We start from the raw sequence: 21,957 nt of genomic DNA on the forward strand, positions 1-21,957 counted from the left end.
ATGTTTGTTGAGACAATAAAGTTATCAAAGCTTATACAGCCCGCAGGGTCAACGATAAAACATTACATTTACGCCAATCAGCACATTAATTCCATCAACCGGTGATAAATACACCATAACTTAATTAATTTTCAGGTCTTAGCTCAAAACATGGCGCGTGCCAGAACATAACAAGAGAGATTAATATTTAATAATATACTTATTAAACAATGAATTAAGTATATTCATGTTTTCTTCCCTTGCAACTCCCCCCCATTAGGTGGTTAATAGGTGGGCGTACCAACCTAACCGAAGGTAAAGAGAGGCAAGCCATGAGTAAGGGAATGGACAGCAAAAAGAACGCGAAGAAAAAGCCACTAAAAACACCAGCTGAGAAAAAAGCTGAGAAACGCGCTAAAAAGTCATCTTCCACTAGCGCAGAATAACGGACTTTTCGTCTCGTCAGTCAACCCGCCACGATAGGCGGGTTTTTTGTTGCTAATATTTAGGTATTACGGGGAAGAATAAGAATGTATTTTCGTGTCATCGATACAGAAACTTGTGGTTTGGAGGGGGGTATTGTCGAAATCGCGTCTGTCGATATGGTGGACGGATTATTGAGCAACCCTATGAGTGACTTGGTTAGCCCAGACAGGCCAATCAGTCTCGATGCCATGGTAATTCACCATATCACGGAAGAAATGGTGGAAGGTAAACCGCGAATTGCCGTTGCAGTTAGAAAATATCAAGGGAGCCCGTATTATGTCGCTCATAACGCCCCCTTTGACCGCGGTGTGTTACCGGAGATGGGTGGTCAATGGATTTGCACCTTAAAGCTCGCCCGTATGCTCTACCCTGATATTAAGCACAGTAATCAATATCTGCGTTACGCTTTGCGCCTGAATGTTTCAGTGCCAGATAATCTTTATCCACATCGTGCTTTGTATGATTGTTATGTCACCGCCGCACTGTTGCAACGCATCATACGAGACTCTGGGTGGAACGCCGAGCAGATGGTGGAAATGACGCAACAACCGCTGTTGTTACAGACATTTAAGTTCGGGAAATATCGTGGAAAAAGTATTGAACAGATAGCCCGGCAAGATCCGGACTACCTGCGCTGGATGCTGACCTCAATTGCCGACCTTACGCCAGATATGCGCCATACCCTGACACATTATCTGACATAACCGATTTTGTGAATCAAGCTAGAGAGAGAATAAAAGCATATTCCAAAGCAATATCTTCATAAGCTTTGAAGCGCCCTGATTTACCCCCATGGCCCGAATCCATATCGGTATAAAGCAATAATTGGTGGTCATCAGTTTTCATTTCTCGCAGTTTCGCGACCCATTTTGCGGGTTCCCAATATTGAACCTGAGAGTCATGCAACCCGGTAGTTACCAGCATGTGCGGATAATCTTGAGCTTTAACCTGATCGTATGGGCTATATTGCTTCATGTAATCGTAATAGGCCTTATCATTTGGATTGCCCCACTCGTCATACTCGCCAGTCGTCAGAGGGATAGATTCATCCAGCATAGTGGTGACCACATCAACAAATGGCACCTGCGCCACAACACCTTTGTATAATTCAGGCGCCTGATTAATAACAACGCCCATCAACAAGCCGCCCGCACTACCGCCCATAGCGAAAACACGATTAGCATCGCCATAACCCTTGGCAACCAATGTTTTGGTAACATCGATAAAGTCATTGAATGTGTTTAATTTCTTGAGCAACTTGCCATCTTCATACCATTGCTGCCCCAGTTCCCCACCACCCCGAATATGCGCCAGTGCAAAGACAAAACCACGATCTAACAGACTTAAACGGCTACCACTGAATACCGGATCCATGCTGCTGCCATATGAGCCGTAGCCATAGACCAACAGCGGGTTACTGCCTGGGGCAAAATGATCACGATGATAAACCAATGAAACTGGCACTTTGACACCATCCGATGCGGTGACCCAAATCCGCTCACTACGATATTTTTCTGGTGTGAAGTTTTTGACTTCCTGCTGCTTGAGCAACTGACGAGCGCCGGTATCCATATTAAGTTCATACATGGAGCTTGGCGTGGTCAGGGAAGAATAACCATAGCGCAACAGTTCAGTTTCTGGCTCTGGGTTATATGCCAACCAAGTGACATAGGTAGGGTCATCAAAAGTCACCGACTTCTGTTCATCGGTGACCCAGTGAATTTGCCGCAAATGCGTCAATCCCTCACTCCGTTCTTCCACCACCAGCCAATCGCGGAATAGGCTAAAGCCTTCCAACATAACCTCTGTTCTTGGCGTAATTAAGGGTAGCCACTGAGATTCATCAGCGAAATCAACGGGCACTTTAGCTGCATCGGCGATTTTATATAGACCGAAATTTTTGCCATCTTTATTCGAACGTAAATAAAAATGCTGCTTATAGTGATCTAAACCATATTCATGGTCTTTGCGGCGTGGCGCGAACATTTGCGGCAGCGGCTCGTGCTGATCGGCATCCAACAGTAAAATTTCAGATGTTGTGGTGCTACTGAGATGGATGACAATAAAGCGCTCAGATGTGGTTTTTTCCAACCCGACATAGAATGTATCGTCCGCTTCCTGATAAATCAGCTGGTCCGATGCAGGGTCAGTGCCCACGACATGGCGATAGACTTGATAAGGCAGCAACGTTTTTTCATGCTTACGCACGTAATACAGTGTTTTTGAATCATTGGCCCATTCAAAGCTACCCGACGTATTGCTGATAACTTCCTGCTGCCAGCTATCACTTTGTAAATGTTTTACCCGGATATCATATTGACGCCGTGATAAGAAATCCTCAGCCACTGCCAGTAGTTGATTATCTGGGCTAACATCCAGGCCCCCCAAGGTGTAGAACTCGCTTTCCGCCGCGCGTTGATTACCATCAAGTAAGGTTTCCCAACTGCTATCCGCCCAAACCGGTTGGCGAACGTAAATGGCATATTCATTACCCGGTTCAAAACGTGTTTGATAGCGGTAGCCATTGCGGGTATAGGGGACGGACTCTTCTTGGGGCGGAATGCGGGAAACCATTTCCTGATACAAAGTTTCGCGAAGCGGTTGCAGCGGCTTCAACACCGACTCGGTGAACTCATTTTCAGCTTGCAGATAGTTCAGGACATCAGCATCAGTGCGCTCATCATCACGTAGCCAATAATAATCATCTGTACGGATATCACCGTGCATCGTCATCGGATAAGGGCGTTTATCTGCCTTTGGAGGTATGGTCATTAGTTGAAGTGTCCATCAGTGTTCGTTATCGCGAGAGTGACACGATTACCTGTCGATGCCAAGCGGCAGCATCTGCTTAAATTTGAGTTGAAAGAGTGTAATTCAATGATAAGCAACATGATAAACAGGTGCAGGATACCTTTACGCCAGCACCTGTTGTGATTAGCTTAATTCCACCCCTGCGGCCTCAAGCACGCAAGGTATAGGCGATAGTGCCAGCTTTACAATCAAGCACCACTTGGTAGTTTTTATCGCCTTTTTTACCACGAGCGGTCAATGGAACCTGCCAGATATCATCTTGGCCTGTAATGTCTACCGCGCTAATCCAGACAACCGGGCTATCAGTACCCAACCCTTTTTTATCCGCTTCCCAACGTGTTATACGATTTTGTAGAAAATCACGTTTAACTTGAGTCGCAACCTGAGATTGATTTAACCCAGTACAAGTAGGGACTTTTGCTACCCGCGGTTCCTGGGCCTGTACACTACTGATGGCACCGGCTAAAGCGACGGCCACTACTAAGGCGAGTCCTGTCTTTCTCATCATTCCTCCAGATATTATTATTTCTATCCTCTGGCTGGAACAATGATTGAAAGGGGGGTTACAGAACGAATAGCGCTAAAAATTAATATGTTAACGCTATTTAATTAACACTGAGTAAATTCAATCACGTAAAACTGTTCCAACCCCGGATAGATCTCCTTAATCACTTTTTTCAGTTCATCCAGCGACATATTTTCTTGCTCGGCATGGTGTTGCGTCAGTGTATCCAAGGTGATTGGAGTGACGGATTTAACCAAAATATGGCAGAAAAATACGCCGTCTTCATTGCGACATACACGCAGGGTTTCCCTTGGGCGAAAATCGGATTCACTGCTATCCCGGATAGTGATCGTTTTGCGATCGGCCAGAATATCCGCCTCAAACCGGCGAAAGAAGGTGATTTCACGATTCATTTTAGATCCCTTTTTCACTTCCTGCCGAAATCAGGCAGATTAAGCCGCTTGATTTTCATCAGGTTTGGATTTTTTCTCTGATGCGATTTTTTCAACTTTCGCTTTTGGCTGCCCCTCGGCGGAGGCCGCTGGCTGGGCACCCCGCAGAATTTGCCCTAATGCATCTTTGTTCTCTGCAAGGAAGAAGCTCAGAGCCTCGCGTTGATCTTCTTCAAGTGTTAAAGGTGACTGTGCCAACCATTCAGACAAATTGTCAGCCAAATCCAGCATTTTATCGTAGGCATCGGCTTCTTTTTTGGTTGTGAAAGTCATTTTTTCCTCACCCTGTCTTACCACGACGAATTTTATTTCAACGGCCATTGATACGCGTCCTCTTCACTTACAGATTACTGTACATAATCACAGTATAATGTGATTTGTCGGGGCGATGCAACCACCATCGCCCTCTACTGTGATTATTTTAATAAACGGGCTTTGCAGTTTTTGCCTTTGATCTTGCCTTGCTGTAACTGCTGAAGAGCCCGTTTGGCACTCGCCTTGCGAATAGCAACATAGGCATGAACCGGGAACATATCGATTTTACCCACATCCGCGGCGGTCAGACCGGCTTCACCCGTTAAAGCCCCCAAAATGTCGCCAGGGCGAATTTTAGCTTTACGGCCACCATCAATACATAAGGTGACCATTTCAGGTTCCAGCATGGTGTTAGCACTGCGGCTTACCTGCTCGGCTGGCGTCCATTTCAGTTTCATTTGCATATAATCTTCAATGGCATGGGCGCGGGTCATTTCCTGTGGGGTACACAGGCTCACCGCCAGACCGCTCATCCCTGCCCGCCCGGTACGGCCGATGCGGTGCACATGAATTTCGGGATCAAATGCCAGTTCGAAATTGACCACCAGTTCCAAGTCTTTAATATCCAGACCCCGCGCAGCAACATCAGTTGCGACTAACACCCGGCAACTGCGGTTGGCAAAACGCACCAGCACTTGATCACGGTCGCGCTGTTCTAAATCGCCATGTAAGGCCAACACGCTGATGCCACGGGACTCCAGCGCCTCATAGACACTCTGGCAATCTTTCTTGGTGTTACAAAACACCACACAAGAAGCGGGCTGATAATGACTGAGGGCGGAGATCAACAGCGGCAAACGTTTTTCGCGTGTGGTTTCGAAAAATACCTGCTCAATCGCGGGCGCTTCATCACCATCATCAACTTCAACATTGACTGGCTGGCGCTGAACCCGCGCACTGATTTGCTCAATACCCGCCGGATAAGTCGCCGAGAACAGCAATGTCTGGCGCTGCGGTGGGGTATAGGCAATGACATCATCAATGGCATCGGTAAAACCCATATCCAGCATGCGGTCGGCTTCATCCAGCACCAGAATTTTGAGGTCATCCAGCACCAGCGTTTTCTTGCGCAAATGCTCCTGAATACGGCCCGGAGTGCCGACGACAATATGCGGGGCATGCACCAGAGAATCTAACTGATGGCCCATCGGCTGGCCGCCACACAGGGTCAGGATTTTAATATTTTGAGTAAATCGCGCTAACCGGCGCAATTCTTTACTGACCTGATCAGCCAGTTCACGTGTTGGGCACAGCACCAAAGCTTGAGTCACAAACTCACCCACAGCAATTTTGTCCAGCAAACCAATGCCGAAAGCCGCAGTTTTACCACTGCCAGTTTTGGCCTTTGCCCGAACATCCTGCCCATTGAGGATGGCCGGTAATGCTGCGGCCTGTACCGGTGTCATCTCGGTATAGCCAAGTTCATTAAGATTGGACAACTGCTCAGCAGGCAGTGTCAGGGAAGAAAAGGACGTTGTGCTCACGGCAGTAACTCTTATAACGGAATGGAATGGCAGCGATGGCCTGAAGGCGAGCGCAAGATTTTGGCGCGATAATACCAGATATAGGGCTATTGCCGGAACTATACCGCATCAATACCGATAAAATGGTCTGATTCTCTGCTTAAGAGCCAATACGCAATCGTTTTCGTCGCCATTTTGCCTTATACTCATGCCCGTAAAATTCATCGCGTGTCAAAATTTCCCACTGATGTAGGTACCTAACTATGCTGACTATTGGAACCGCTCTGCGCCCGAATGCCACCCGTGTCATGTTGCTTGGCTCTGGAGAGCTGGGTAAAGAAGTGGCAATTGAATGCCAAAGGCTGGGGCTGGAAGTGATTGCGGTTGATCGCTACGCCGATGCACCCGCGATGCATGTTGCTCATCGCAGCCATGTGATTAACATGCTGGATGGCGCAGCGCTCAAGCAGTTGGTCGAGCAGGAAAAACCGCACTATATCGTGCCGGAAATTGAAGCTATCGCCACAGATATGCTGGTTGAGTTAGAGAATATGGGCCAGAAGGTTGTGCCCTGCGCCGAAGCCACTCGTTTGACCATGAACCGCGAAGGTATTCGCCGTCTGGCTGCCGAAAAGCTGCAATTGCCCACCTCCAGCTACCGCTTTGCCGCTACCGAGAGTGCATTCCGCCAGGCGGTCAGTGAGATAGGTTACCCGTGCATTGTCAAACCGGTGATGAGTTCCTCTGGTAAAGGCCAGAGTTTGATTCGTAATGAACAGCAACTTCAGGCCGCATGGGATTACGCGCAGCAAGGTGGCCGCGCGGGCGGCGGTAAAGTGATTATCGAGGGATTGGTACACTTTGATTTTGAAATCACCTTGCTGACCATCAGCGCGGTTGATGGCATCCACTTTTGTGCGCCTATTGGTCATCGTCAGGAAGATGGCGATTACCGTGAGTCCTGGCAGCCACAAATGATGAGTGATATTGCAGTGGCGCGGGCGAAAGAGATTGCTTCCCAAGTGGTCACGGCGCTAGGTGGCTACGGGCTATTTGGGGTGGAATTGTTTGTCTGTGGCGATGAGGTTATTTTCAGTGAAGTTTCACCGCGCCCTCACGATACCGGCATGGTGACGTTGATTTCGCAAAATATGTCTGAGTTTGCCTTGCATGTGCGCGCATTTTTGGGCTTGCCCATTGGCACCATTCGTCAGTATGGCGCAGCGGCATCGGCGGTTATTTTACCCGAATTGACCAGCCATAATATTGCTTACCATGGGTTGGAAACCGCCTTGGTCGGTGACACGCAAATTCGTCTATTTGGTAAACCCGATATTGCGGGTAAACGGCGGTTGGGTGTGGCGTTGGCGGTAGCAGATGATATTGATAGCGCGATTGAAGTGGCAAAACGTGCCGCAAGCGCAGTCGTCGTGACTGATAAATAGTTGTGACAGGTAGATAGTTGTAACAGGTAGATAGTTGTGACAGGTAAATAATCTGGCACTGATGAATAAACCCGCCATCACGGCGGGTTTATTGGCATTGAACAGCACAAAACCGGAGCTTACCCTTCGTACGGATCTTCTATTTCGTCCGCATCCTGCTCATTATCACGACGATAATCAGACTCATCACTCTCATCAAAGTCAGAATCTTCAAAGATAGGCATGGCTTGTGGATCATTCTCGTGCCGCTCGCGAATTTCTGCGGCGACCAAAGCAATCGCCTCACCACTGCTCATTCCTTCCGACATGAATTGGTGAATACGTTCGACAGCTTCTTGCTGTTCCTCATGAGAAAGTGAAGGCATACCCGCTAACATTGATTTATCTCCTGCATATAATTGATTCAGTATACCTGTTTATTGTTATTTAAAGTGAATAGCTATTTATGGTGGATTGACTGCCACTGGTGAACAGCCCCCAAACACTGGGTAATTTATGCTAATCTTGCCCAACTTTGGTGGTGAAAATACCTTTCTACCGCCTAATATGTTCAGCCGAAAGAAAAGAATCGTGACTCATGAGTGTGAAAACCCTGACCTGCAAAACCTTGCCTTATCAACCAGATGCCCTGCTCCAGCAATTCGCCCCCCTTGCCCATCAAGCTTGGGCCATGTTGCTGCACTCCGGATTTGCTGAACACACCCATAACCGTTTTGATATTCTGGTCGCCGACCCGCAAGTCACTCTCACCACGCGGGGCGAGCAAACAGAAATTATCAGTGCGCAAGGCCAGGAGCTTTCCCTCGAAGATCCATTCTCTTTATTGCAGCAGCAATTGGATAAGTTTTCTCCCGCTATTTCGCCCCACCCTGACCTACCTTTTTTGGGCGGAGCATTAGGGCTATTTGGTTATGATTTGGGCCGACGGGTTGAGACACTACCGGTGCTGGCCGAGCCAGATATCGCCTTACCGGACATGGCCGTCGGCCTGTATGACTGGGCCTTGATTGCCGATCATCATTTGCAAAAACTGACACTGGTCTGTCATGGCGATGCTGAACAGCGCTTGCAGTGGTTGCTGCAACAAAGAAACCCCGAAGCCACTTTGCCATTTAAGTTAACCAGCCGGTGGCAGGCCAATATGTCGCGAGAGCAATATGGTGAAAAATTCCGGCAAGTTCAGGAATATTTGCACAATGGCGACTGTTATCAGATTAATTTGGCCCAAAGATTCAGTGCGGAGTATCAGGGTGATGAATGGCAAGCTTTTCTGACATTGAGCCGCAGTAATCAAGCGCCTTTTTCGGCTTTTATTCGCTTAGAAAAAAATGCAATTTTGAGTGTGTCACCGGAGCGTTTTCTATGGTTGGAAAATCATCATATTCAAACCCGCCCGATTAAAGGTACTTTGCCGCGGCTGGATGACCCCGAACAAGATCGTTTGCAAGCGGAGCGGTTAGCTAATTCCACTAAAGATCGCGCTGAAAACCTGATGATTGTTGACCTGCTGCGCAATGATATTGGCCGAGTTGCACAGCCGGGCACCGTGCGGGTTCCGGAGCTGTTTGTGGTCGAGCCTTTCCCGGCGGTGCATCATTTGGTCAGCACCATTACCGCAATTCTGCCCACCGAATCACCGCCAACCGCATTATTGCGCGCCTGCTTCCCCGGCGGCTCGATAACGGGTGCGCCGAAAATTCGGGCCATGGAAATCATCGAACAATTGGAACCCCAGCGCCGCAACGCCTATTGCGGCAACATTGGCTATATTAGTTGCTGTGGCACGATGGACACCAATATCACCATCCGCACTCTACTGACTGAAAACGGCAAAATATATTGTTCTGCCGGCGGCGGAATTGTGGCTGACAGTCAGGAACAAGCTGAATACCAAGAGACATTTGATAAAATCGCCCGAATATTACCCTTACTGGGAAAGAGTTAATTTATGAATGAGTGGATTCTGTGAGTGCTATGTCTGTGAATGATAAGTTGATGAATGACCCGCTTGTGAATGACAAATTTGTCAGCCAATCGGGGCAAACTTTGTCTGACTTTATTAGCCGATTCCAGCTGCAACGGCCTCAACCTGGCAGTTTTTCTGCCAATGGCCGCCATGCTGCGGTATTAATCCCTATTGTTTGCCGACCAGAACCTACATTGCTGCTCACCCGGCGCTCCGATCATTTACGCAAACATGCAGGCCAGGTCGCCTTCCCCGGAGGCAAAGCCGACCCACAAGATTTTTCACTGATTGATACCGCGCTACGAGAAGCAGAAGAGGAAGTGGCGATCCCTACCTCCGCGGTACATGTTTTAGGGCAATTGGCTCCGCTCGACAGTTCCAGCGGTTATCAGGTTACACCGGTCGTCGGTTTGGTTCCCGCCAATATCGCCTTTCAGGGTAATGAAGAAGAAGTCGCCGGGTTATTTGAAATTCCCTTACGTGAAGCTCTCAGATTGTCGCGCTACTATTCACTGGATATTCATCGCGGGGGAATCAATCACCGGGTCTATCTTTCATGGTATGAAAGCCAATTTATCTGGGGGCTGACTGCGGCAATTATTCGCCGTCTGGCACAGCAGGTCAGTATTTGACACTAATAGGCATATGAATAGCACGGGTAATGAGTGAACTGCTTCACAGCATGACGGTTAAAAAAGCTGAATTACAGCATAAAGCGATCCCTATCACCCCATCATCTCGATTTTTACTCTACTTTCTCTGCACAACCATTTTAAAAAAACTGTAAACTGACCTGTCAGCGTTATGAAATATCTGTAAAATATCTTTCATCACTATAAACCACTAAAAATGTAAGGTTAAAAGCTGATAGTGATAATGATTCATTGGTAGCGAAATGTCATGGTTGCGATATCAAATTGATAGCGCCAACACCAGTAGAAACCCAATTTACAGGGCCCGGTGATAGCAATACTTAATACGAAGTAACCTGCAGCTATCTACAGGCTCTTTACTTAATACAGATATTCTCGGCCGTCCGGGAATAACAAAAAGCGTTGTTAAGGAGTTTTAGCGTGATTAGCGTTTTTGATATGTTCAAGATTGGTATCGGCCCCTCCAGTTCTCATACTGTTGGGCCAATGAAAGCCGGCAAAGAGTTTGCTGATTTGCTGGTCACTCAAGGGTTAATGCCGTCGATCACGCGAGTAGCCGTCGATGTTTATGGCTCACTGTCACTGACTGGGAAAGGCCACCATACTGATATCGCCATTATTATGGGGTTAGCGGGCAACATGCCCGATACCGTGGATATCGACAGTATTCCAGCGTTTATTCGGGATGTGGAATTACGTCAAAAACTGATGCTGGCCAATGGGTTGCATGAAGTTGACTTCCCGCGCGAAGGCGGGATGGTATTCCGCAGTGATAATTTACCATTGCATGAGAATGGTATGCAGATCCACGCCTATGCCGGTGATGAAAAGGTGCTTAGCAAGACCTATTATTCAATTGGTGGTGGTTTTATCGTTGATGAAGAGCATTTCGGTAAAGCCGCGGTTAATGCCGTTAGCGTGCCTTATCCATTCAATTCCGCTGAAGAAATCCTGGCTAACTGCGAGCAAACCGGTATGTCGATCTCCGGCATGGTAATGCAGAATGAGCTGGCGATGCACAGCAAAGAAGAGATTGAATCCTACTTTACGGCGATTTGGCAAACCATGCGCGCCTGTATTGATCGTGGCCTGAATACCGAAGGGGTTCTACCAGGCCCGCTGCGGGTGCCGCGTCGCGCCTCAGCATTACGCCGTCTGTTAGTTTCCTCGGATAAACTGTCCAGCGATCCAATGAATGTTATTGACTGGGTCAATATGTTCGCACTGGCGGTTAACGAAGAAAACGCTGCGGGTGGCCGCGTGGTTACTGCGCCGACCAATGGTGCCTGTGGCATCGTGCCAGCAGTCTTGGCCTATTACGACCACTTTATCGAGCCTGTTACCCCTGAAATCTTTATCCGCTATTTCCTGTCATCCGGCGCTGTCGGGATTTTGTACAAGATGAATGCGTCGATTTCTGGTGCTGAAGTGGGCTGCCAGGGTGAAGTGGGCGTTGCCTGTTCAATGGCGGCTGCCGGCTTGGCCGAGCTGCTGGGCGCAAGCCCGGTTCAAGTATGCATCGCCGCTGAAATTGGCATGGAACATAATCTAGGTCTGACCTGTGACCCGGTTGCAGGTCAGGTGCAAGTGCCGTGTATTGAGCGTAATGCGATTGCCTCGGTAAAAGCCATTAACTCTGCACGGATGGCCATGCGCCGCACCAGTGAACCGCGCGTTTCACTGGATAAGGTTATCGAAACCATGTTTGAGACCGGTAAAGATATGAATGCTAAATACCGCGAAACCTCCCGTGGTGGTTTAGCCATTAAAGTGCAATGTAATTAATTTATTGTATTGAAAAGACGTTTTCATTAAGGGGAGCTACGGCTCCCCTTATGCACAGTGAAAGATGAGTAATGATTTTTATGTCTAGCAACCAGCACACGCGGGATTGCAGCATACCTCACAGCACCAATCAGAGGGCGGCAATTCAGTATCGCACGCTTTTTTGTTTACCTCAGCGGCGATAGGTGTCGAGAATGCATCACCAAACTGCCTCGAAGCTGTCTCTTGGCCGAATGTTCCAAATGAAGACAGCATTAACACAAGAACAAAAACTATCTTTTTCATAAAACCTCCATCACTAATAGGTAGAGTGCTACAAAAATATAGGTTGTGCGGTGTCAAAAGCAGAAAATGAATTTCTATTTTGAATAACAGACCAAACAAAATAGATCAGAGCAATATTAGGATTTTTAGATGCACCCAAGCTCACGGTAAATATTAATATGACTGTTTGAGCACCTCCTTACTTAAGTGAATTTAAGCATAAACCAAACTTATCAAGTTGGCATTTCCATTTTGTATAATTATATTTTTATTTTCCAATTCATACGAAAAAAAACAACACAACATTTTGATTATTAAGCAATTTAACTGCATTTCATGTTTATGATAAATATCATTATTTACTGTTATTCTTATCACTGTGATTTTTATAGTTTTATATATTTATTTAATTTAAATTATGTGAAATATAAATAACTGAATATTCGCACATTAAACAATAAATATAACAAACATTATAATGCGTGTTATTTGTCTGAGTAATTATTTCAAGCTGATTATTATGAAATGAAAATAAACGGATGACAAAGCGTTGGAATATCCATTAAAAAATGCGGGCCACCTTAAGATGACCCGCATTAGCTGAAACTCTTTTAGTTGTCAGAGTGTTACTCTTCCAATTCATTACTCAGCTTGGTAATACGCACTAATTCAATGCGGTAATCTGAGACTTCGATAATCTCAAAGCGCAGGTTATGCAGTTCAACCACATCCCCCGCCGTTGGCATATGCCCGGAGTGAGACAGCAACATGCCCGCTAATGAAGCATAATCAGCCGTCGGGCTGACCAACTCCTGGCAATCCAGCGCCTGCTCCAGAGAGTGCAAATCAGCCCCCCCTTTCACTAACCAGCCATCACCATCGGCAATAATATCTGGCGTTTCATCTTCATCAGGGAATTCACCGGCAATAGCTTCCAGCACGTCCAGCGGTGTAACCAGCCCTTGCACCACACCAAATTCGTCATTGACTACCACTAAGCGCCCTTTTGCTTTGCGCAATACGCCCAGTAAATTAATCACGTCCATGGTATCAGGCACGACTATTGGTGGTGTCTGTGCAGCAAACTCACAGATAGAGCCACCGCGTTCAATCGCTACTAACAAATCTTTAGCTCGCACCACACCGATTATCTGATCCAATGAGTCACGACAGACAGGGAACAGGCTGTGTGGCGTATCTAATAATTGTTCACGGATTTCAGCTTGTGAACGATTACAATCTACCCAAGAGATTTCTGTGCGCGGAGTCATCACACTGCGCAATGATCGGGAGGCCAATGTCAGCACGCCGCTAATCATATAGCGCTCTTCTTCAGCAAAGGCCTCGGCTGGCAATGCCAACTGCGCATCACCATGTTGCGGCTCTTGCTGACGACCGCCCATCAGACGGATAATAGCTTCCGCCGTGCGCTGACGCCGTGGCAAGCGGGACTCCTGCTTAATGAAGTTACGGCGCGCAATCTGGTTAAACAGCTCAATCAGGATAGAGAATCCGATGGCGGCATACAGATAGCCTTTCGGAATATGGAAACCAAAGCCTTCCGCAATCAGGCTCAAGCCAATCATTAACAAGAAGCTCAGACACAGCACCACGACTGTCGGGTGTGCGTTAACAAACTGCGTCAGTTTTTTCGATGCCAGCAGCATCACGACCATGGCGATAATGACCGCCGTCATCATGATGGCCAAGTCGTTGACCATCCCCACGGCAGTAATCACCGCATCAAGGGAGAAGACCGCATCCAGCACCACAATCTGCGCAACCACTGCCCAGAAGCTGGCATATCCGCGGCTTGCACTGTCATCGTGCTGGTTACCCTCCAGCCGTTCATGTAGCTCGGTGGTGGCTTTAAATAGCAAGAACAGCCCCCCCACCAGCAAAATTAGATCTCGCCCGGAGAAGCTAAAGCTGCCGACACTAAACAGTGGCGTGGTCAGCGTGACCATCCAGGAGATAACCGACAACAGCCCCAAACGCATAATTAATGCCAGAGATAACCCGATAATTCGAGCTTTATCTCTTTGTTTAGGCGGTAGTTTGTCGGCCAGAATGGCAATAAATACCAGGTTATCGATACCCAGAACAATTTCCAGTACCACCAACGTCAATAACCCTGCCCAGATTGAGGGGTCCATTAGAAATTCCATGTCAGACTCCGATAATAAGAACACGATTTAGGTGATGTGCGACTGGCAACAGACGCAGCAAAACGCCGCAGTACGGTTGTCAGTATAGATACGCAGAAAGATCGGGTGAAATTATACGCAGTAAATGTGCGTGATTGGATAACCAGATTTAAACCCACTGGTTGGGTGTTAACGCTAGAGAAACAGTAACTTCGGTGACAGTCCATAGGGAGAGCTGAGGCCCTTAACTCCTGACAATTAATAGAGCCGTTAACTTTATCAGGAATCTTTTTAACAGCATAGTCGGATTTAGGGCCTGACACGCGATAAAACCAAATTTCAGCAAGTTAAGTGATGTCAGCCATCAGAATACTTATTTTTATGGCTAAAATTTGTTCCCTGCCAAAAGTAGATTATCAGTCAAAATTCACACGGATCGCACAAATATTAAGCACAATAATCATACTGCTATGAATGAGTTAGCGGATAACCTATCAATATCATTGATGTGATTGTTTAATAATTATCCAAACAAGTAAAATCATTCATAACATGTCTCAATAACTGAGCAACGTCACATAATTTATTTTTTCACTGACTAAAATAAATCACATCCAGCACATTTAGATATGTTCCTGAATCGATTCATTGTCGTTACGAATAAATCGTCAGCAGTACGCTGATATTGTGACTATCATAATAGATTCAATATGTACTGAAGTGTGGTTGGTGATTACTGGTTTTCTGTTACGTGCGAGAACTCAATTCTGAGTTAACAGAGGGGGTAGCGAGTGAGTATAGCTATTATCATTGGCACACATGGGGCTGCAGCAGAACAACTGCTGAAAACAGCTGAAATGATTTTAGGCGAACAAAGTAATGTCGCTTATATCGATTTCGTCCCAGGTGAGAATGCCGAAACGTTGATTGAGAAATACAACGGTAAATTGACCGGGCTTGATACCAGCAAAGGTGTCTTATTCCTGGTTGATACCTGGGGTGGTAGCCCGTTTAACGCCGCCAGTCGAATTGCTATTGATAAAGAGAATTATGAGGTCGTCACCGGGGTTAACATTCCGATGCTGGCTGAAACCTTTATGGCGCGTGATGATGATCCATCATTTGCTGAACTGGTCGCAGTCGCCGTAGAAACCGGTCGTGAGGGCGTAAAAGCACTAAAAGCGCCTGAAATTAAGAGTGATAAGCCCGAGACGCGACAAACAGCTCCAGCACCCAAAGCCAAGGCCCCGACCGTCGCTTTAGGCCCGAATGATCATATGAAAATCGGGTTGGCGCGTATTGATGACCGCTTAATTCATGGTCAGGTCGCAACGCGCTGGACCAAAGAAACCAACGTAAGCCGCATTATTGTTGTCAGTGACGAAGTCGCTGCTGACAAAATGCGTAGCACCTTGCTTAAACAGGTTGCTCCTCCCGGCGTAACCGCACACGTAGTTGATGTTGAAAAAGCTATTCGCGTTTATAACAACCCGAAATATGCCAAAGACCGGGTCATGCTGTTATTTACCAACCCAACTGATGTCGTGCGTATGGTTGAGGGTGGCGTGGATATTAAGTCAGTCAATATCGGTGGTATGGCCTTCCGTCAGGGTAAAACCCAAGTGAATAACGCCGTCTCCGTTGATGAAAAAGATATTGAAGCTTTTAATAAATTAAATGCTCGCGGTATTGAATTGGAAGTTCGAAAAGTCTCTTCGGATAGCCGGCTCAAAATGATGGATTTAATTAACAAACTTAATAAATAGCTTTACTGAAAACTACGGACACCTTAAATAATTTGAGTTGCAGGATAGCGGCAATCGAATGAGTCCCGATGAGTGGGCAGCCAGTCAATGATTCGGGTGAGTGAGAGCAGCCAACCACATGCAGCTTGAAGTATGCCGGGTATAGAAAGGTTATGCCCTGTTCTGTTTCAGGACTCGGTTATCTTTGCACAGCTTTTTTGGTCATAGGAGAAGTACAATGGAGATCACAACTCTTCAGATTGTGCTGATTTTCATCGTTGCCTGTATCGCCGGGATGGGTTCCATTCTGGATGAGTTCCAATTTCACCGCCCCCTCGTCGCCTGTACCTTGGTAGGTTTGGTTTTAGGTGATATGAAAACCGGTATTATTATCGGTGGTACCTTAGAAATGATCGCGCTTGGCTGGATGAACATCGGGGCTGCTGTAGCACCTGATGCCGCGCTGGCGTCAATTATTTCGACCATTCTGGTTATTGCTGGTGGTCAAGATATCGGTGCCGGTATTGCACTGGCTATCCCGCTGGCCGCCGCCGGTCAGGTATTAACCATTATCGTGCGTACCATTACCGTGGCTTTCCAGCACGCCGCCGATGGTGCTGCCGAACGTGGCAGCCTACGAGCGATAACTTGGATCCACATTTCTGCCCTGTTCTTGCAGGCGATGCGTATCGCTATCCCTGCCCTGATCGTTGCTCTGTCTGTTGGGACATCCGAAGTTCAGATGCTGCTCAGCTCGATTCCTGATGTGGTTACCAGTGGCTTGAACATCGCCGGTGGTATGATCGTCGTAGTCGGTTACGCCATGGTTATCAACATGATGCGTGCTGGCTACCTGATGCCATTCTTCTATTTAGGTTTCGTGACCGCCGCTTTCACCAACTTCAACCTGGTAGCTCTCGGTGTTATCGGCGTGGTTATGGCACTGCTGTATATCCAGCTCAGCCCGAAATACAACAAATCTCAGGTTGTACAGTCTGGCCCGTCCAATAACGATCTTGATAACGAATTAGACTAGGAAAAGGTGAGAGAAATGGTTGATACAACGATTGTTGATAAAACAACTACAGGTGAAAAGAAACTCACGCCCGCCGATATCCGCGGTGTGTTTATCCGCTCTAACCTCTTCCAAGGGTCGTGGAACTTCGAACGTATGCAGGCGCTGGGTTTCTGTTTCTCAATGGTACCGGCAATTCGTCGCCTGTATCCGGAGAATTCAGAAGAGCGCAAGCAGGCAATCAAACGCCATTTGGAATTCTTCAACACCCAACCCTTCGTTGCCGCCCCGATTTTGGGTGTCACGCTGGCGATGGAAGAGCAGAAAGCCAATGGTGCTGAGATTGACGACGCGGCAATAAACGGGATCAAAGTTGGTCTGATGGGGCCGTTGGCCGGTGTGGGTGACCCGATATTCTGGGGTACTGTGCGCCCGGTATTGGCAGCTCTTGGTGCCGGTATCGCGATGAGCGGGAGTTTACTTGGCCCATTGCTGTTCTTTGTTCTGTTTAACCTGGTACGCTTGCTGACCCGTTATTACGGTGTTGCTTATGGCTACAAAAAAGGCGTCAATATCGTCAGTGATATGGACGGTGGTCTGCTGCAAAAACTGACGGAAGGGGCGTCTATTCTCGGCCTGTTTGTTATGGGGGCCTTGGTTAACAAATGGACGCACGTCAATATACCGGTGGTGGTGTCCAAGATAACCAACCAAGCGGGTGAGACCACAGTTACCACAGTGCAAACCATTCTGGATCAGTTGATGCCGGGCTTGGTACCTTTACTGTTAACTTTTGGTTGTATGTGGTTGTTACGCCGCAAAGTTAACGCGCTGTGGATTATTATGGGCTTCTTCGCCATCGGTATCTTCGGTTACTGGATTGGCTTCCTGGCACCATAATTTTCTGATTAGATTTAACGAAAACCGGGGGTTTACTCCCGGTTTTTTATTTCGGGAGTGTTTGCATGTCGGTCACAGATATTATTCTTATTGTTTTTATTACCCTACTGCTTGCTTATGCTATTTATGATGAATTCATCATGAATATAATGAAAGGCAAAACCCGGCTACAAATTCACCTGAAACGTAAAAACAAAATCGACTGCGCAATTTTTGTCGGGCTGATTGCCATTCTTGTTTACAATAACGTGATGGCGAATGGCGAGCCTTTAACCACATACTTATTAGTGGGTTTAGCATTAATCGCATTTTATATCTCTTATATTCGCTGGCCAAAATTGCTGTTTAAAAATACCGGGTTCTTCTACGCCAATGCTTTTATTGAATATAATCGAATAAAAAGTATGAATTTATCTGAAGATGGTATTTTGGTGATTGAGCTAGAGCAGCGTAGATTACTTATCCAGGTTAACCAATTAGATGATTTAGAAAAAATTTATAACTTTTTCCTTGAAAATCAATCATAAAGAATATTCCGGGGAAATGAATCTTTTGATTATTCAGTTAACTGATTAATTTCCCGACACATCTTCTCTAATCGTCTCCTGCTTATTTCCACACCATTACTGATGCTTATATCGGCTATTCCCACTAAAAGTCCGATAATGAAAATCATTATCAACAATAGTGGGTCGCCATATTATTTTTGGGGTTGTCTGTTTTGGAATATATATGTTAAGGTTGCGCCGTTCATGGGGAGTAGCCGGTTTTTGTGCAATATGTCAGCCGATATATTGATAAGCAGAAACGCCCGTATCAACATACTCGTTTCGTTATTAGAAACGTGGTACGGGTAGCCAGGTAAGGTTGGCGAGACCATAGACACGTAGCTCCGTCGTTAGGTTGGGGGTGGGTTACGTGTATATGGAGCCGCCCGGCCGAGACTATTTCTATGAATTTATCTGCAACATTAGTGCTTGCTTTTGCTATGTCTATGGATGCCTTTGCTGCATCTATTGGTAAAGGCGCCAGTCTACATAAACCCCGTTTTCGAGAAGCGCTGCGCACCGGTCTTATCTTTGGTGTGATAGAAGCAATTACCCCGCTAATTGGTTGGTGCATTGGCCTATACGCCAGTCAATATATTCTGGAGTGGGATCACTGGATTGCCTTTAGTCTGCTGTTCATTCTGGGCTGTCGGATGATTTTTGAAGGTGCGAAGCAGCAAGTCGAAGAAACCGAAAAAATGCGCAGTCACAGTTTTTGGGTTTTGGTCATGACCGCTATCGCCACCAGCCTTGATGCCATGGCCATTGGTGTTGGTCTGGCATTCTTGCAAGTCAATATTATTCATACCGCCATGGCTATTGGGTTAGCCACCATGATTATGGCCACGCTCGGGATGCTGATTGGCCGTTATATTGGCCCGCTGTTAGGTAAACGTGCAGAAATAATCGGCGGTATCGTGCTAATAGGTATCGGCTTTAATATTCTTTACGAGCATATGTATCGCGTCGCGGCATAATAAGCGGCCAATTTTATTTTCTCGTGAAATAAAGCCGTCCAGATTAAAACGCAAAAAAAAACCGCATTCAAAAAGAATTGCGGTTTTTTTTTGGTTTAAATACCACTTAGCGGGCGGACATCAACCGCTGATTAGAAGTCCATTGAGACGGATAGTTTCAATGCCCGTGGGTCGCCCTGATACATATAGACACCAGCGTCCTCAACCGACTCCCAGTAACGTTCATTAGTGACGTTCTCTACATTTGCTCGCCAGATCAGAGTGCTATCTTTCATTGGCATGGTATAACGCACGCCCAGATCCAAACGAGTCCAAGGTTTCAGCTTCAAGGTATTGGCTTCATTGGCATACTGTGAACCCGAACGTACTACAGTGCCGGTCGCCGTCAAGCCTTCAACTGTTGGGATATCATACTCGCCACCGAAGACTAACTGATAACGCGCCACCCCCACTGCATCATTACCATTATGGGTGCCATTCTGAGTTTGCGTCAGTTTAGGATCCAACCAAATGGCGCTCCCTAACAGACGGGTACCAAAGACCGGCTCACCAAACACATTCAACTCAACACCGCGGTTACGCTGCTCACCATAGAAACCATAGACGTTAGTGACAGGATCAACCGTGCCAGTCGGGCGGGTTATCTCAAACAAAGCCAACGTGCCACCATAGCGCTGGTTATCAAACTTCACGCCAATTTCATTCTGTTTTGAATGAATAATTCCTGGAATTTGGCCTTTGTTAACCACAGGTTTGCCATTAAATTCACTCGGTGCAGCCTTACCCGGCCCTAATGCTTCAATGTGGTTGGCATACAGAGAAACCTTTTCCCACGGCTTCACCATCACACCGTAAATCGGCGTGACTTTCATTGCATCCAGTGAACCCGCACTATTCGGCACCCCACTGTCGAAGTTACGAATGCTCACTTCCTGACGGCGTACCCCTAACATGACCAACACTTTGTCATCCATCATTGATAAGGTATCAGACAATGAAAGGCCGGATGCCCGCACTTGGCTGGTCAGTTGTGGATCTTGGCTAGCGCTAGCAGAATATGGGCCACTCCCAGTTGGTGGGAAAGGGATTACGCCCGGATTATAAATATTTGTATTGACGGAATCTGAGTAATTATAGGCCGATTTGGTCGTACGGTAATTAGCCGCATAACCCAAGTTCACTTTATGAGTAATAAAACCGGTATCAAAGTGGCCACGAACCCCTCCTAAGCCAGCAATAGAATCGGCCACATACGGCACATACATACGAAAAATGGTGGCATCACCATTATTGGCGCTAGTCAGGGTTGGCGAACCATACTGGCCCGTTTCTTCATTACGGCTGGCACCAATGGAGCCATATACTGTCCAATCCTGACTAACATCATATTCACTGCGCAGCATACCAAAGGTCGTTTCCAGATCGGTATACACCCACGACTGACCATAATTCAGAGTAGATGATGGCGGTTCTGGAATCTCAGTCGCGCTACCAATACCAACGCTAGTCCGCATATGATGAATAGTTTGCTTCTGGTAGCCGATATCCAATGAGGTACGAGCGCGGTCACCACGGTAATCAAGCCCAGTGGAAAGTGCGGTTAGGCGATTCTTCTCATCTTTAATGGCCGTTTCACCTTCACGATGCAATACGTTAACTCGAGCACCGAATTGATCCTCATCACCGTAACGGCGACCCACATCCAGCGCCCCGCCCACTTGTGATGCTGAACCATAATCTACCGTAACGCGAGTCAACGGAGTATCACCGGCACGTTTAGGTTCGAGGTTGATCATGCCGCCGACACCACTGCCGCTCGGGGAAATACCGTTAATAAAGGCATTTGCACCTTTAAACACTTCAACCCGCTCAACCATGCTGGTAGAAACAATCTGACGTGGCAAAACGCCGAACAGACCACCAAATGAGATATCATCGCCATCAAGGTTATAGCCGCGAATGCGGTAGTTTTGTGATGGATTGCCGAAACCGCGCACATTTTGTACTGAAGCATCGTTTCTGACCACATCAGCAATAGTATTAGCCTGCTGGTCTTCAATCATTTTTGAAGTATAGCTAATCACGTTGAATGGCACATTACGCGCATCTTGCTGCCCAAGGAAACCGATGCGGCCCCCATTAGCGACCTGACCATCCAAATAGGTTGGGATTAAATCATTACCACCGGCACGGAAAGTATCCTGCGTCCCAACGACCGTGATGGTGTCATTTTTTTTGCTCTCATCGGTGTTTGCAGTGTCAGTGATTGTGCTGGTTTTTTTGACGTTTTCAGCTGCCGTATTGGTTGCGGTGGCCGCCCATGAGGAAGCAGATAAAGTCCCTAATGCGACACCGATCATGACGAACAAAAGACGCGGGGCAAGCCGGTTCTGATGCCCGCAAGTGGAGGTTATTTTATCCATTGTATTGATACCCCTGATTTTAACAAATCATTTACTAATGAGAATGCTTATTATAAGGATTCGGAATTATCCGGATAA

The 21,957-nt window shown here is 47.0% G+C and carries 19 protein-coding genes and 1 riboswitch; of the genes, 10 read left to right on the top strand and 9 right to left on the bottom strand.

Annotated features, from left to right (window positions below):
• Positions 1 to 509: 509 nt before the first annotated feature.
• Positions 510 to 1,169, top strand: a complete 660-nt coding sequence (gene exoX, locus DXZ79_RS11740) for an exodeoxyribonuclease X (RefSeq protein ID WP_038632427.1) — start codon at positions 510 to 512, stop codon at positions 1,167 to 1,169.
• Between the two features lie 13 nt (positions 1,170 to 1,182).
• Here exoX and DXZ79_RS11745 read toward each other — a convergent pair whose 3' ends face one another.
• The 5 genes from DXZ79_RS11745 to dbpA form a co-directional block, all read right to left on the bottom strand.
• Positions 1,183 to 3,237: a S9 family peptidase gene (locus DXZ79_RS11745; protein ID WP_038632426.1), complete on the bottom strand. Its 2,055-nt coding sequence runs from the start codon at positions 3,235 to 3,237 to the stop codon at positions 1,183 to 1,185.
• A 187-nt stretch (positions 3,238 to 3,424) separates the two neighbouring features.
• Positions 3,425 to 3,781, bottom strand: a complete 357-nt coding sequence (gene yebF / locus DXZ79_RS11750) for a protein YebF (protein ID WP_038632424.1) — start codon at positions 3,779 to 3,781, stop codon at positions 3,425 to 3,427.
• Positions 3,782 to 3,885: 104 nt separating this feature from the next.
• The gene (yqfB, locus tag DXZ79_RS11755; protein WP_038632422.1) at positions 3,886 to 4,194 is read right to left on the bottom strand and encodes a N(4)-acetylcytidine aminohydrolase; all 309 of its coding nucleotides are present in this window, start codon (positions 4,192 to 4,194) and stop codon (positions 3,886 to 3,888) included.
• A gap of 39 nt (positions 4,195 to 4,233) precedes the next feature.
• Complete coding sequence (locus DXZ79_RS11760) at positions 4,234 to 4,554, bottom strand: YebG family protein (protein WP_038632420.1); 321 nt, start codon at positions 4,552 to 4,554, stop codon at positions 4,234 to 4,236.
• A 95-nt stretch (positions 4,555 to 4,649) separates the two neighbouring features.
• Positions 4,650 to 6,032: an ATP-dependent RNA helicase DbpA gene (gene dbpA, locus DXZ79_RS11765; RefSeq protein WP_038632418.1), complete on the bottom strand. Its 1,383-nt coding sequence runs from the start codon at positions 6,030 to 6,032 to the stop codon at positions 4,650 to 4,652.
• Positions 6,033 to 6,274: 242 nt separating this feature from the next.
• Here dbpA and purT point away from each other — a divergent pair, with 242 nt between their 5' ends.
• Complete coding sequence (gene purT, locus DXZ79_RS11770) at positions 6,275 to 7,456, top strand: formate-dependent phosphoribosylglycinamide formyltransferase (protein WP_038632416.1); 1,182 nt, start codon at positions 6,275 to 6,277, stop codon at positions 7,454 to 7,456.
• A gap of 119 nt (positions 7,457 to 7,575) precedes the next feature.
• On the opposite strand, the gene DXZ79_RS11775 is transcribed toward purT, so the two are convergent.
• On the bottom strand, positions 7,576 to 7,833 hold the full coding sequence (locus DXZ79_RS11775) for a YoaH family protein (RefSeq protein WP_038632414.1): 258 nt from the start codon (positions 7,831 to 7,833) through the stop codon (positions 7,576 to 7,578).
• Between the two features lie 200 nt (positions 7,834 to 8,033).
• Here DXZ79_RS11775 and pabB point away from each other — a divergent pair, with 200 nt between their 5' ends.
• From pabB to DXZ79_RS11790, 3 genes are all read left to right on the top strand, one after another.
• Positions 8,034 to 9,401 carry an aminodeoxychorismate synthase component 1 gene (gene pabB, locus DXZ79_RS11780; protein WP_120011288.1) on the top strand — a complete coding sequence of 456 codons (1,368 nt, stop codon included), beginning with the start codon at positions 8,034 to 8,036 and terminating at the stop codon, positions 9,399 to 9,401.
• A 50-nt stretch (positions 9,402 to 9,451) separates the two neighbouring features.
• Complete coding sequence (locus tag DXZ79_RS11785; protein ID WP_038639469.1) at positions 9,452 to 10,054, top strand: CoA pyrophosphatase; 603 nt, start codon at positions 9,452 to 9,454, stop codon at positions 10,052 to 10,054.
• Positions 10,055 to 10,495: 441 nt separating this feature from the next.
• On the top strand, positions 10,496 to 11,860 hold the full coding sequence (locus tag DXZ79_RS11790) for an L-serine ammonia-lyase (RefSeq protein ID WP_038632410.1): 1,365 nt from the start codon (positions 10,496 to 10,498) through the stop codon (positions 11,858 to 11,860).
• Positions 11,861 to 11,944: 84 nt separating this feature from the next.
• Here DXZ79_RS11790 and DXZ79_RS11795 read toward each other — a convergent pair whose 3' ends face one another.
• Both DXZ79_RS11795 and DXZ79_RS11800 read right to left on the bottom strand, forming a co-directional pair.
• Positions 11,945 to 12,145, bottom strand: coding sequence for an ST-I family heat-stable enterotoxin (locus tag DXZ79_RS11795; RefSeq protein WP_071841716.1), 201 nt, complete (start codon positions 12,143 to 12,145; stop codon positions 11,945 to 11,947).
• A gap of 605 nt (positions 12,146 to 12,750) precedes the next feature.
• A complete protein-coding gene (locus DXZ79_RS11800; RefSeq protein WP_038632408.1) occupies positions 12,751 to 14,292 on the bottom strand; it encodes a TerC family protein in 1,542 nt (513 codons plus the stop codon).
• Between the two features lie 770 nt (positions 14,293 to 15,062).
• On the opposite strand from DXZ79_RS11800, the gene manX reads away from it, so the two are divergent.
• The 5 genes from manX to mntP all read left to right on the top strand — a co-directional run bounded on the left by manX (position 15,063) and on the right by mntP (position 19,456).
• On the top strand, positions 15,063 to 16,037 hold the full coding sequence (manX, locus tag DXZ79_RS11805; RefSeq protein ID WP_038632406.1) for a PTS mannose transporter subunit IIAB: 975 nt from the start codon (positions 15,063 to 15,065) through the stop codon (positions 16,035 to 16,037).
• A 217-nt stretch (positions 16,038 to 16,254) separates the two neighbouring features.
• Positions 16,255 to 17,052 (top strand): PTS mannose/fructose/sorbose transporter subunit IIC, encoded by a 798-nt coding sequence (locus tag DXZ79_RS11810; RefSeq protein ID WP_004701713.1) that lies wholly within the window; start codon positions 16,255 to 16,257, stop codon positions 17,050 to 17,052.
• 15 nt (positions 17,053 to 17,067) lie between these two features.
• Positions 17,068 to 17,931 carry a PTS mannose transporter subunit IID gene (locus tag DXZ79_RS11815; RefSeq protein WP_038632404.1) on the top strand — a complete coding sequence of 288 codons (864 nt, stop codon included), beginning with the start codon at positions 17,068 to 17,070 and terminating at the stop codon, positions 17,929 to 17,931.
• A 65-nt stretch (positions 17,932 to 17,996) separates the two neighbouring features.
• On the top strand, positions 17,997 to 18,458 hold the full coding sequence (locus tag DXZ79_RS11820) for a DUF986 family protein (protein ID WP_050291252.1): 462 nt from the start codon (positions 17,997 to 17,999) through the stop codon (positions 18,456 to 18,458).
• A 215-nt stretch (positions 18,459 to 18,673) separates the two neighbouring features.
• A riboswitch (yybP-ykoY riboswitch) is annotated at positions 18,674 to 18,873 on the top strand.
• A gap of 10 nt (positions 18,874 to 18,883) precedes the next feature.
• The gene (gene mntP, locus DXZ79_RS11825; protein WP_050291253.1) at positions 18,884 to 19,456 is read left to right on the top strand and encodes a manganese efflux pump MntP; all 573 of its coding nucleotides are present in this window, start codon (positions 18,884 to 18,886) and stop codon (positions 19,454 to 19,456) included.
• 131 nt (positions 19,457 to 19,587) lie between these two features.
• Here the strand turns inward: mntP and DXZ79_RS11830 are convergent, their stop codons facing one another.
• Positions 19,588 to 21,879 (bottom strand): TonB-dependent receptor, encoded by a 2,292-nt coding sequence (locus tag DXZ79_RS11830; RefSeq protein ID WP_038632398.1) that lies wholly within the window; start codon positions 21,877 to 21,879, stop codon positions 19,588 to 19,590.
• Positions 21,880 to 21,957: the final 78 nt, after the last annotated feature.

The sequence above is a fragment of the Yersinia rochesterensis genome, from assembly GCF_003600645.1.
GTDB classification, from domain to species: Bacteria; Pseudomonadota; Gammaproteobacteria; order Enterobacterales; family Enterobacteriaceae; genus Yersinia; species Yersinia rochesterensis.

What these genes read in the sequence shown, in the direction of transcription:
- DXZ79_RS11810 (WP_004701713.1), top strand. Translation starts at nt 16,255, where the DNA reads ATGGAGATCACAACTCTTCAGATTGTGCTGATTTTCATCGTTGCCTGT.
- DXZ79_RS11775 (WP_038632414.1), bottom strand. Translation starts at nt 7,833, where the DNA reads ATGTTAGCGGGTATGCCTTCACTTTCTCATGAGGAACAGCAAGAAGCT.
- DXZ79_RS11820 (WP_050291252.1), top strand. Translation starts at nt 17,997, where the DNA reads ATGTCGGTCACAGATATTATTCTTATTGTTTTTATTACCCTACTGCTT.
- yebF (WP_038632424.1), bottom strand. Translation starts at nt 3,781, where the DNA reads ATGAGAAAGACAGGACTCGCCTTAGTAGTGGCCGTCGCTTTAGCCGGT.
- DXZ79_RS11745 (WP_038632426.1), bottom strand. Translation starts at nt 3,237, where the DNA reads ATGACCATACCTCCAAAGGCAGATAAACGCCCTTATCCGATGACGATG.
- DXZ79_RS11800 (WP_038632408.1), bottom strand. Translation starts at nt 14,292, where the DNA reads ATGGAATTTCTAATGGACCCCTCAATCTGGGCAGGGTTATTGACGTTG.
- pabB (WP_120011288.1), top strand. Translation starts at nt 8,034, where the DNA reads ATGAGTGTGAAAACCCTGACCTGCAAAACCTTGCCTTATCAACCAGAT.
- mntP (WP_050291253.1), top strand. Translation starts at nt 18,884, where the DNA reads ATGAATTTATCTGCAACATTAGTGCTTGCTTTTGCTATGTCTATGGAT.
- DXZ79_RS11785 (WP_038639469.1), top strand. Translation starts at nt 9,452, where the DNA reads ATGAATGACCCGCTTGTGAATGACAAATTTGTCAGCCAATCGGGGCAA.
- yqfB (WP_038632422.1), bottom strand. Translation starts at nt 4,194, where the DNA reads ATGAATCGTGAAATCACCTTCTTTCGCCGGTTTGAGGCGGATATTCTG.
- DXZ79_RS11830 (WP_038632398.1), bottom strand. Translation starts at nt 21,879, where the DNA reads ATGGATAAAATAACCTCCACTTGCGGGCATCAGAACCGGCTTGCCCCG.
- exoX (WP_038632427.1), top strand. Translation starts at nt 510, where the DNA reads ATGTATTTTCGTGTCATCGATACAGAAACTTGTGGTTTGGAGGGGGGT.
- purT (WP_038632416.1), top strand. Translation starts at nt 6,275, where the DNA reads ATGCTGACTATTGGAACCGCTCTGCGCCCGAATGCCACCCGTGTCATG.
- DXZ79_RS11815 (WP_038632404.1), top strand. Translation starts at nt 17,068, where the DNA reads ATGGTTGATACAACGATTGTTGATAAAACAACTACAGGTGAAAAGAAA.
- DXZ79_RS11760 (WP_038632420.1), bottom strand. Translation starts at nt 4,554, where the DNA reads ATGGCCGTTGAAATAAAATTCGTCGTGGTAAGACAGGGTGAGGAAAAA.
- DXZ79_RS11795 (WP_071841716.1), bottom strand. Translation starts at nt 12,145, where the DNA reads ATGAAAAAGATAGTTTTTGTTCTTGTGTTAATGCTGTCTTCATTTGGA.